Source organism: Haladaptatus sp., assembly GCF_049589095.1.
Taxonomy (GTDB): domain Archaea; phylum Halobacteriota; class Halobacteria; order Halobacteriales; family Haladaptataceae; genus Haladaptatus.
This window is the reverse complement of record NZ_JBAWAC010000014.1, coordinates 1-10572: the sequence shown is the minus strand read 5'-3', so window position 1 is coordinate 10572 and position 10572 is coordinate 1. Positions and strand designations below refer to the sequence as shown.

At 56.7% G+C, this 10572-nt stretch carries 11 protein-coding genes; 9 read left to right on the top strand and 2 right to left on the bottom strand.

All coding sequences use genetic code 11. From position 1 onward, the window contains the following. Positions 1–91 precede the first annotated feature (91 nt). The 4 genes from WBV42_RS00515 to WBV42_RS00500 all read left to right on the top strand — a co-directional run bounded on the left by WBV42_RS00515 (position 92) and on the right by WBV42_RS00500 (position 2542). The gene (locus WBV42_RS00515; protein WP_253228373.1) at positions 92–928 is read left to right on the top strand and encodes a ParA family protein; all 837 of its coding nucleotides are present in this window, start codon (positions 92–94) and stop codon (positions 926–928) included. Continuing rightward, on the top strand, positions 925–1317 hold the full coding sequence (locus WBV42_RS00510; RefSeq protein WP_423984310.1) for a hypothetical protein: 393 nt from the start codon (positions 925–927) through the stop codon (positions 1315–1317). The genes WBV42_RS00515 and WBV42_RS00510 overlap by 4 nt, the downstream gene beginning before the upstream one ends. 217 nt (positions 1318–1534) lie before the next feature. Next, the gene (gene trxA / locus WBV42_RS00505) at positions 1535–1933 is read left to right on the top strand and encodes a thioredoxin (protein ID WP_423984309.1); all 399 of its coding nucleotides are present in this window, start codon (positions 1535–1537) and stop codon (positions 1931–1933) included. A gap of 42 nt (positions 1934–1975) precedes the next feature. After that, entirely contained in the window at positions 1976–2542 is a 567-nt protein-coding gene (locus WBV42_RS00500; protein WP_423984308.1) for a class I SAM-dependent methyltransferase, read from the top strand. 221 nt (positions 2543–2763) lie between these two features. Here the strand turns inward: WBV42_RS00500 and WBV42_RS00495 are convergent, their stop codons facing one another. Next, complete coding sequence (locus WBV42_RS00495) at positions 2764–3801, bottom strand: succinylglutamate desuccinylase/aspartoacylase family protein (protein WP_423984307.1); 1038 nt, start codon at positions 3799–3801, stop codon at positions 2764–2766. 163 nt (positions 3802–3964) lie between these two features. On the opposite strand from WBV42_RS00495, the gene WBV42_RS00490 reads away from it, so the two are divergent. From WBV42_RS00490 to WBV42_RS00475, 4 genes are all read left to right on the top strand, one after another. After that, positions 3965–5293: a ferritin-like domain-containing protein gene (locus tag WBV42_RS00490; protein WP_423984306.1), complete on the top strand. Its 1329-nt coding sequence runs from the start codon at positions 3965–3967 to the stop codon at positions 5291–5293. A 74-nt stretch (positions 5294–5367) separates the two neighbouring features. After that, positions 5368–5643, top strand: a complete 276-nt coding sequence (locus tag WBV42_RS00485; protein WP_253228382.1) for an ArsR/SmtB family transcription factor — start codon at positions 5368–5370, stop codon at positions 5641–5643. 61 nt (positions 5644–5704) lie between these two features. After that, positions 5705–6025 (top strand): hypothetical protein, encoded by a 321-nt coding sequence (locus WBV42_RS00480; RefSeq protein ID WP_253228383.1) that lies wholly within the window; start codon positions 5705–5707, stop codon positions 6023–6025. A 274-nt stretch (positions 6026–6299) separates the two neighbouring features. Continuing rightward, complete coding sequence (locus tag WBV42_RS00475; protein WP_423984305.1) at positions 6300–7301, top strand: S1C family serine protease; 1002 nt, start codon at positions 6300–6302, stop codon at positions 7299–7301. A 384-nt stretch (positions 7302–7685) separates the two neighbouring features. On the opposite strand, the gene WBV42_RS00470 is transcribed toward WBV42_RS00475, so the two are convergent. Next, positions 7686–8927 (bottom strand): orc1/cdc6 family replication initiation protein, encoded by a 1242-nt coding sequence (locus WBV42_RS00470; protein WP_253228385.1) that lies wholly within the window; start codon positions 8925–8927, stop codon positions 7686–7688. Positions 8928–10328: 1401 nt separating this feature from the next. Here WBV42_RS00470 and WBV42_RS00465 point away from each other — a divergent pair. Further along, the coding region (locus tag WBV42_RS00465) for a hypothetical protein (RefSeq protein ID WP_423984304.1) at positions 10329–10572 on the top strand (244 nt) is incomplete at its 3' end.

Genomic DNA, 10572 nt, shown 5'->3' with positions numbered 1-10572 from the left:
GTATAGATATCCAGATAGATATCTATCCGAATAGTTTAGCCCAATTGTCTGACGAGAATTTATGAGGGAGAAGGGTATATCAACCGACTGTATGAAGCGAGCCATCACACTGTGGAGCGAGTCAGGTGGGGTCGGTAAGACGACCATGGCGACCAACATTTCCGCTGCGCTGGGACGCCAGGACGAGCGGGTCCTCGTTATCGACCTGGATCCCCAACTGGGCAGTTTGACTGACCACGTCGGCTATCAGGAATTGAAGACTGGCGACCGGGACCACCTCGGGGACGTTCTGTTGAATGATGAGAAGGACATCGAATCGCTCATCGTCGAGACGGAGGACTTCGACCTCGTACCGTCTCACGAGGGATTGGCGAACATCGAGAGTGAGATGGCCGCGCGGAACACCTCGCTCCGGGAGTTCCAGCTCCGATCAGCGCTCAAATCCGTCGCGTCGGAGTACGACTACTTCATCATCGACCCACCGGCGACGCTGAACGTTCTCGTGGACAACGCGCTCGTCGCTGCACGAAACGTGGTCATCCCTATCGAACTCACCCGCAAGGGAAGCATCTCCATCGAAGGGTTGGAAGACACCCTCGACAGCATGGAGCGCGGGTTCAAGAAGTTCGACGACGGGTTCAACCTCGGGATTCTCGCCGTGGTTCCGAACGAAGTCGGCGACTCGAACATCTACCGTGACACACGCGAGGAACTGGAGACGGACGGCAAACCGGTGACCCCGTTCGGCGTGCGAAAGCGTGACGTGCTGAAGGAGGCGTGGAAAAATCAGATGAACCTCTTCGAATTCGCAGAAAGCGAGGAAACGCGTGATCTCCGCGAGTACGAAGAGGACCTGCTTTCGAACTTCGAGCAACTGGCACGGATCATCCAACAGGGGACGGTCGATGTCGTGGAGGTCGAAGCATGACGAAGGACGATAGATACGGTGCGACCGACGACGATTACAGCGACGAACTCGACGGGTATGCCACGGAATCGACTACAGCGTCGGGGTCGAGTGTGGAGACGGTCACAGCCGAGTCGGAACCGGAGGAGTCGACCACCGAACCGGATCCGAACCCCTTGCCGTTCATCTTCGCGCGACGGACGGTGAAAGCAGACCGGGACGCTGTCCCGGTATACGTGCAAGACCAAACTGCGACCGAAATCGACGAGCTCGAACGTGAGTTGAGCCAGACGTTCGACGGAGACAAGGTGATGGCCCTTGACGTCCGTGAGGCGCTCATTCGTGCGGGGCTCGAAAACGTGGACGATGTACAGCGCGTGATGGAAGAGTGGGGATACGGTCGTCGGTAAAGATCGCTTCTTGCTATCGGATATTCGGGTGGACATCTGCATGTAAACACGGATAGAATTATAACGAGAAATCCAGACAGCTTTCTGTATAGATATCCAAGTATATCCCGGTTCAGTCCTACCCACCAGCAGTCCGGACAACATGCTTGGTACGGACTACAGCAATGTGCAGGATATGCAAAACCGTTAAGTCGGAACGACACCTATTGGGGGATAGATGACGGACGAACTCGAAGAGATTAGAGCGCAGAAGCGTGAGAAAATGATGAACGAGGATGCGGAAGAAGAACAGGGAACCGTCGCAAAACCGGTTCGCGTCGAAAGTGCGGCACACCTCGATGAGCTGGTCGGATCACACGATGTGGTGTTGGTGGATTTCTACGCGGATTGGTGTGGCCCGTGCAAGATGATGGAGCCAGCTATCCAGACCGTGGCGAGCGAGACCGAGGCGGTCGTCGCCAAGGTGAATATCGACCAACACCAACCGCTCGCACAGCAAAACGGCGTGCGTGGCGTGCCGACACTCCAGTTGTACGCGAACGGGGAACCGGCACAGCGACTGGTCGGGATGCAGGACGAATCGAAGCTCAGAGATCTGATCGGACGGTACGCCTAAGGAAAGTTCTTCGTTCCCCCCGCTCTTCGATCAAAACGAAAAATGGGATTTCACACGTTCGACCCCGAGAAGGCAGCAAAGCTCGAAGACACCGGACGCTATCGGTACGTCTCCCGCGAGGAGTTGCTCTCGTATCTCGACCTCGCCGATGGCGAAACCGTTGCCGACCTCGGGAGCGGGACCGGCTTTTATACCGACGATGTGGCTTCGTTCGGAGAGGGAATCGGCGTTAGCGTTTACGCGGTAGACGTACAGGACGCGATGCACGAGGAATATCGTGCGAAAGGAGTCCCCGAGAACGTCTCACTCGTCACGGCGGACGTCGGCGACCTGCCGTTCGACGAAAACGAACTCGACGCCGCGTTTTCGACGATGACGTTCCACGAGTTTGCGGACGAGGACGCGCTCGCGGAAGTCGCCCGCGTGCTCCGTCCAGGTGGTCGGTTGGTCGTGGCGGACTGGAGCGGGGCGGGTCGCGGTGAAGACGGACCGTCGGTCGATGAGCGATATGATCTCGAAGCAGCGACGGAGTTGGTAGAATCGGCCGGGTTCGAAGTTCGGTACGGAAAAGAGCGAGCGGAGACGTTCGTGTTCGTCGCGAGGCGGTGACAAGGCCTTCAACGTTGTCGGTCGTCTCGTGGCTCGTGATCGAAAGAGGCACTGATAAACCTTTATTCGCGATACAGATAACGGTCACTGAATTCAGAAACGCCGAGAGTGGAGTCGGTTCCACCGATCACTGGCCGAACGTGCTTAGACGGCAGTGGTTCCGTCTTTGCCCCGTTTGTGTCGTGTACGAAGGCGCTTATCGCCATTATGCGTCAAAACGGCTATTTTTCTTGTGAGTTGATTCCGGGGTCGGACTGTTCACTTTGTAACTCGATAGAACGCCGAACCGTCGCCTCGACTTCGACGAGATGGCAGAGCGGATTTCCGGGGTAGACGACCGGATTTTCCAGCACGCCGACGAGAAGGCCGGTAAAGGGAGCGAGGACTTCGACGCTCTCGCGTTTGAACGGGTCGCTGACCGAACAGATGGTTTCGCCTTCGTACACGAGTTCGCCGCGTTCCCGTCGCATGTCGACGAGGCCGCCCTCGTCCGAACGAATCCACGTTCGCTCGTCGTCGGTTTCAACGACGGTTCGCCATCCCGGCCAACGGACGAGTTCCTGCTGGTAGAGGCCGTATTCGGCGAATACGCTCCGAACGCCGTCCAGAGCGTGCTCGATGAGGTCGCGCTCGAACCGGTGGGCTTCTCCCATCTCGATGGTGATGGTCGGGGTTCCGCGTTCCGTCGCCTCCCGGCGGAGCATTCCGGTTGCGCCCCGACCGGCGATGATGAGGTTCGTCCCGAACGCGTTGGCGAGTCGCTCGACGTCCGGATCGAGCATGTCGGCCCGGACGTGAAGCATGTTGGTTCGTCCGCGTGTGGACGTGTGAAAGTCGATGCCGAAATCGCACGGTTCGACGAAGTTTCGATAGATTTCGTCCGCAATACGGCGGTCGTTGGTCCCGTCGGGGTCGCCCGGAAAGGCCCGATTGAGATCCTGCTCGTAGCCCGGCAGATATCGCTCCTGGGCGAGAAAACCGGGGACGTTGAGGACGGGCAGGCAGACGATAGTGCCGTGAACGTCGGAATGTTCCCACTCGTGGGCGACCTCGCGGACGACTTCGATGCCGTTGAGTTCGTCCCCGTGAAGCGCCGCCCCGAGGAATACCGTCGGGCCGGGGTTTTCGCCGTTGATGATGGTGACGGGGATTCGGACCGGGTCCCCGAGGTAAGTTTCGCTGGTCGGAAAACGGAACTGTTTGCCCTCGCCCGGTTCGACGCGTCCCCCGTCGAACTCGAACGCTGTTGATTCCCCCATGGCGGACAAAACGACGGATTCCGTCTTGGAGGTTTCCGAGAGATGACTGCTGGAAACGAATTTGGGTGAGAGTCGGGAAACAGTCCCGAAACATCCTCGGAACATTCCCGGTGGAGTTCGGAAAATCGTTTTTGACCCCTACGGACTCGATGCAAGAGAAGCCATGAAGCAGAACAACGACGCCACCGACGACTCGTCCAACACGGGAACGCGGCGCACTCGCCGGACGTTCCTCGGAGCGACTGCGGCAGTCGGCACGCTGGCCCTCGCCGGTTGTACAGGGAGTAGCGATGACGGTACGAGTTCGACGATGAGTACTTCGATGTCCACCTCGATGGACACGACCACGTCCGACATGGAGACGACGACCGAGGAGGAGATGTCGAATCCCGACGTTCCGATACTCAACTACGCATTGACGCTCGAACACTTGGAGTACGCCTTCTACCGCGACAGCCTGAGGGAGTTCAGCGACGACGAACTGATGAACGCGAAGGTAGTCTCGAAGTTCGGCGACGGGGTCCGGATGGACGTTCCGGACTATCTAAAGATGGTGAGGGACGACGAGGCGGCGCACGTCGATGCGCTCACACAGACGGTGAAAAAGCTCGGTGGGACGCCGGTCGAGGAAGAGGAGTACGATTTCGGTTGCGACACGCCGACCGATTTCTTCGGTGTCGCGAAGGCACTCGAAAACACGGGAGTCGCGGCCTACGCGGGTGCCGCACCGTCAATCGTCAACAACGATGTGCTCGCGGCAGCGGCAGGCATCCACAGCGTGGAGGCTCGCCACGCCGCGTTCCTGAACCTCCTCAACGAGGAGTCACCGTTCCCGAAGGCGGTGAACGAGGCCAAATCGATGGACGAAGTGCTTAAAATCGCGGGGAACTTCGTCACGTCGGACGTCGATACGAGCAAGTACGAGATGGGAGATTCGCGCCCGAAACAGGATCGGAAGAAGGACGACGGGACGAGCGACGTGGACGTGCTGAACTACGCGTTGACGCTCGAACACCTCGAAAACGCGTTCTACCGCGACGGGCTAAAGGAGTTCAGCAACGACGACCTGATGAACGCCGACGCGCTCTCGAAGTTCGACGAGCACACGCGAATGAAGGTACCTGCGTACTTGAACAAGATCAGCGACCACGAGGCCGTACACGTCGATGCGCTCACGAAGACGGTGAAAAAGCTCGGTGGGACGCCGGTCGGGGAAGCGAAGTACGACTTCGGCTACGGGAACGCCTCGGAGTTCCTCGGCGTGGCGAAGGCGCTCGAAAACACGGGCGTCGCCGCGTACAAAGGCGCTGCACCGACTGTCGAGAACGACGACGTGTTCGCCGCCGCCATCGGGATCCACAGCGTGGAGGCCGAACACGCGTCGTTCCTCAACGAGTTGAATATGACGTCGCCGTTCCCGAACGCGGTGGACGAACCGAAGACGATGAAGGAAGTGAAGAAGATAGCCGGTCAGTTCATCGTCAACAACTGAAATCGACGCCGTATCGTCATCCATTTCCTCTCATGTCGATGGCCTTAGGTAGCCGGGTTCGGATGTAATGTACAATGGAGGCTGTCCTCTGGTACGTGTTGGCCGGGACGCGCGGCGGTATCAACCGCGCGCGCATCCTGCGTTCGCTGGACCAGCGTCCGCGAAACGCCAACAAACTCGCGGAGGACTTGGACCTCAACTACGACACCATCCGTCACCATCTGGACGTGCTCACCGACAACAACGTGGTGAAAGCGAGCGGCGACGATTATGGTGCGGTGTACCTCCCGACCGATGCGGCCCGCCACCACTGGGACACCGTCGAAGACATCATCACCCAACTCGACTGACAATGAACCCACTTGCACACGAGCGACATGTTTCCAAAACCCCCCCGCTGGAGGAATACCGATGAGCTGGGTAACAGCCGCCCAACTCGCTACCGCAGCCCAAATTGCTACCGCAGTAAACATGGTACTCCTCGCGGTTCTCGGCGGGGTCTGGGCCCGGAACTACATGCGACTCCGGTCCAAGCATACGCTCGGAATGCTCGTGTTCGCATCCCTGCTGTTCTGCGAGAACGGGTCGGCGCTGTACTACTACCTGTTAGATCCCGACCTCTCGATCTGGTTCAGCACAGCAGTTCCGCCCATCGCGTGGCACGCGATGCTCCTCTTTCACGTGTTGGAGATGCTCGCGATCGGCTTCCTGGCGTGGGTGACGCTGGATTGAGAGAACGGGTGAAGGGAATCGAGAAGGAGACTAGGTCGGGCCGTTCGGGCGATTTTTCGTAATCGGGGCCTCAGCCGGAGGATTCGTGTTATCATACAACAATAACTGGTTTTTGACTACGGAATGAGAGTGCAGTGACAGCAAGTGACACACTTAACTGTGTTCGGTACTAACCTAACGTGAATCCGACTACTGAGCCGCTTTCGTTGGTAGTGACGCGGATGTGGTCGCGTCGGTGTGGCTTGGTAATCGAGATGGGGAATGACCAGAGGGTATGACTGACAACAAGACATACGAACGATTGTATAAGAAAACGATTCCGTCGGTCGTGTCGATCTACGTCACGCCGAATGACGCGAATCGTCCGTCAAGAATGGGCGCGGGATCCGGATTCGTCTACGATAACGATGGCTCCGGCGGCCACATCGTAACGAATCACCACGTCACGGGTGGTGCCGACGAAGTGGAACTACGGTTCAGCGACGGCGACTGGCGCACCGGCCACGTGGTCGGACAGGATAGCGGTACCGACCTCGCAGTCGTCGCCGTCACCGACCTTCCGACGTACGCGAAACCGCTTCCGGTCGCAGCGGACGCGCCGAAACCCGGGCAGGAGGTCGCCGCGCTCGGGAATCCGATGGGGCTCGACGGAACCATCACGACGGGTATCGTCAGCGGGACGAACCGCTCGCTCCCCACCGGAAACAGGTTCACGATTCCCGATACGGTGCAGACCGACGCAGCGATCAATCCGGGGAACAGCGGCGGCCCACTCGTGACGCTGGACGGGGAAGTCGTCGGGGTCAACCGCGCCCGACAGGGTGACGGTATCGGCTTCGCCATCTCGGGGGCCATCGTCTCGCGGATCGTTCCGACGCTAATCGAAAGCGGTTCCTACCGGCATCCGTTTCTCAAGATCTCGACGGTGGACGTTTCGCCGATCGTTGCGGAGGCGAACGGGCTCTCGGAGCCGCGTGGAATCCTCGTCGTCGACGTTCGTCTCGGCCCGGCGAGTGGTGCCCTCATCGGCTGTGAAGCCACCCGGACACTTCGCGGTCGTGAGATTCCAGTCGGTGGGGACGTAATCGTCGGTCTCGATGGAAAAGAGGTTCGTTCCCACGAAGAACTGATGCGACACTTACTCATCGAAACCCAACCCGGTGAGCAAATAGAAGTCGAACTGGTTCGAGACGGTCGGAAATTAACGGAACAGGTCGTTCTCGGGGAACGACCGAAGGCGAGGGGTAACGGTCGTATCGGAATCACGGTGGAGTGACGGCCGCTACCGAGTGCTCGCGGTGGAGTGACGAAAAACAGCGGAAACAGTGGCGTCGGCTGGAGAATAGCAAAACATAGTGCCGTGAGGGGGAAAACAACGGAAGTTGCGGACTAATTCGAATCGGTTAAACTGGCGAGAACAACGGAAATGATGGGGTTAACGAGGTGAAACCAAACGAGTTAGGGGAGCGACACCGGAAATAGTGGTGTTAGTGAAATAAAGTGAGTGATAGCGGTAGTCGTAAATTGGACGTAGTAGTAGCCGTGAATCGAACGAAATAGCAGTAGTCGTGATTTGGACGTAGTAGCAGTAGTTGTGAACCTGACGTAGTGGTGTCCGTAAGATGGAAAGGGTTCGTGTAACGAATATGGTGTTTGTCGATTATTTTTCGCGTTCGTCAAGCAGCGATTGATAGTACGGCCGAATACTGTCGTGAACACCGGCGAGTTCGATGGTCTCTTCGAGTGCGCTCACGACGAGGTGAAGGTCCTGCTTGAGCGCATGTTTGCGGTATTTTCCGCCGGACATCCCTTCGTTCTTCTCCATCGAGGAGATGACGCCGAGCATGGCGAGATCGGCGAGATGGTCACGCATCCGCCTGCTGGTGAGCGCCTCGGTACCGATGTGGTTACAGAGTTGTTCGTATCGTGGTCGGATGTCACGCGAGCGTGCGGGGCATTTGTCCTCCGCTTCGAGAGACGTGAGCGCGTACAGAATGAGACGGGCATGTTGTGTGAGGTCCGCGACGCCCTCCATGATCCGGTCGCGTTCGAGTTTCCGTCGCGCTTCCTGGACGTGGTGGTCCACGACCTGCTCCGCGGCGTCCTTCCGCGCGAGGTCGCCGGCTTCGAGAAGCAAGTCCAGTGCCTGGCGTGCGTCACCGGCGTCCTGTGCACCGTAGGCCGCACAGAGTGGAATGACGTCTTCCGCGAGGGCACTCTCGTGAAACGCGACCTGATCGCGCTGGCGCAGCACTTTCTGCAGTTCGGTCGCGTCGTACGGCGGGAACGAGACTTCCTTCTCACAGAGCGAAGAGCGCACCTTCGCCGACAGGGAGTCGCGGAACGAAAGGTCGTTGCTGATACCGATGAGACCGATTTTGGCGTGTTCGAGGTAGCCGTTACTCCGTGCGCGGGGAATCTGGTAGAGGATGGAGTTGTCGTTGATGTGGTCAACCTCGTCGAGGACGATGATGATAGTGCCGTTGAGATGGTCGAGTTCGTCCCAAAGAAAACTGTAGACTTGTGCCTGCGGGTATCCGGTGTTGCTGATCTGGTCTGCAGGATCGCGGAGCGTGTTGACGAGACGAACCGCCACCTGATAACTTGAATTGAGACCGTCGCAGTTGATCTCTACGACGGAGAGGGAGATGTCGTCGTATCGAGCGGCGTCCTCCTGGAGTTGGTTGAGGAGAAATCGCGTCGCGGCGGTCTTCCCGACGCCGCTTTTTCCGTAGAGGAAGATGTTGGACGGGGCTTCGCCGTTGATTATCGGTTGGAGCGCCGCGTGATACTCTTCCAACTCGTCGTCCCGACCGACCAGATTGTTCGGCGTGTACTCCTCCAAGAGCGCATCCCGGTTCTTATAAAGGGAGTTGTCTCGGTCGAAACTGAACGATGTCATTACACGATGTATTCACGGAGAAGTATATAAAACTGGGCCGTCCGTTGTTTCTTCTGTTCCGAAGAATATAAATATGAGAATTGATTCGAAGGGTGCATCGTTTCCGATGCTTTTCGCGTTAGTGCGGTAAGGGAGAATGAAGTGAAGTAGAAAAGGGCGCAGTGTGGAGTAGAGTGGAACTCGAAGGCGGAAAAGATGATCAGGGAGAATCGGAATTGTTGATATCGAAGAACAGCGGAAACGTTGGGGTTGGTGGCGTTGATCGGAGAAGGACGTTCTCGATAACGAAGGATAGAGACGATAAGCCGCCTTTAGATGAGGTGTTCGGGTTTAGTTCCTAGAAAACGGATGACGGAGGGGTATATAAACACACACCCACCCCACTATTTCCGGTGTCTTTCAGTGGGAAGGTGGGTAGGGGTGGACGGAGCCTTTACTAAGGCGATACCTTTATACAATAGACGGTATAACAATACCCGTACCGGGAACAAAAAGCAATTAATAAATATATTTAATCTATTTTCTAGTTGTTAGCCGATTTCGATTATTTTCATCTTTCTCCTATCGTCATCCTTTTTCTGCCATCTGAAAGTTTATGTTCTTACCGAATTGATGCTTGAGTTTATTCGGTTAGAGAAAAATCAAACGGGTATTATTTGAATTTTACTTGCGTGTTATCCTCTGATATCCCCTCTCCGTACTTCTATGGCATTTAGAAGTCGCTATTCGGCTTACCCTCCCATTTTGGAACCCCCCGATTTCCGCTGTTTTCGTTCACTCACAATTCCGTTCGAAACGGCATCTCTTGCCCCGCTACCCCCCTCACCCCACCCCTACCCTCTCACCGTCAAAACAGCGGAAACGATGGGGTGGGTGTCCCCTCCCCCATAATCTCGATTTCCGTTATCGTCCGCTTCGTGTCTCACACACCGAACAACGGAAATCATGGGGTCTCTGTGTTCCCGTCGAACCCACCGATAACAACGAGTTCATGGCAGAATCCATGGAAGCGTTGAATTGTCCGGGTAGCGATTTCCGTGGTGTCTCGTCCGTTCGATCTCGACTTCCTTCTCCTGAGACTCGGCTTCTTTTCTACCCACCTTTATTAATGATGGTTCCTACTTGATTCCCGAACGAAATATGTCGACCCGATTTGTACCGATCTGACTTCAATACCGGGTCGCTTCACGACAAACCGGGGTCAAAACGTCGCAAATAACAACGGAAACGATGGGGTCGATTATGACGGACGGTTATCGCCGGGAACAGCGGAAATCACGGGGTTGTTTATATACTACTCGAAAATCGGTGGCCATGCGATCCGACATTCAGCAGTGACTCCCTCGATAGAACTCGACCTGAGTTCGTTCAGTTATCACGAGCTCTCAACTGCTTACAACAGTGATTGAGCATACATGGGTCGTCTCCTCCGATCCATACCCCTGGGCGCAACGCTTGGGAGTTCCTTTCTACCTCGCTATAGAACAACGGAAACAGTGGTGTTACGATGATCGACCCGCACTCGTATCGATCGACATCCTTTCTGCATCCTTCCTGCATTCTCATCGTTCTCTACTGATTCTGTTCGACTTCGAGGATACGGGCATCACATCCTTGGCAGGTGGCGGCGACGACTTCCATCGAG